The sequence below is a fragment of the Shewanella sp. AS16 genome (genome assembly GCF_021412365.1).
Taxonomy (GTDB): Bacteria; Pseudomonadota; Gammaproteobacteria; order Enterobacterales; family Shewanellaceae; genus Shewanella; species Shewanella salipaludis.
Window position 1 is genome coordinate 1 of sequence record NZ_JAKCLK010000449.1, and the last position, 280, is coordinate 280.

1 protein-coding gene is annotated in these 280 nt (G+C 55.4%); it reads right to left on the bottom strand.

All coding sequences use genetic code 11. From position 1 onward, the window contains the following. The coding region (locus LZP73_RS21045; protein WP_234236945.1) for a glutamate--tRNA ligase family protein at positions 1 to 280 on the bottom strand (280 nt) is incomplete at both ends.

A 280-nucleotide genomic window follows, 5' to 3' on the forward strand; every position in this document is an offset into this window, starting at 1 on the left:
TGCGGTACAGCACCGGATCGCGCATCACGATAAACGGCGAAGCCATGTCGATCTTCGCACGCAGGCAGGCTTTACCTTCTTCAAAACCGCCGGTACGCATTTTCTCGAACAGCGCCAGGTTCTCTTCAACGCTGCGATCGCGGTACGGGCTGTTTTTACCCGGCTGCGTCAAGGTGCCGCGGTATTCGCGGATCTGTTCCGGCGTCAGTTCATCAACGTACGCCAGGCCTTTATTGATCAGTTCGATCGCATAGGCGTGGAGCTGATCAAAATAATCGGA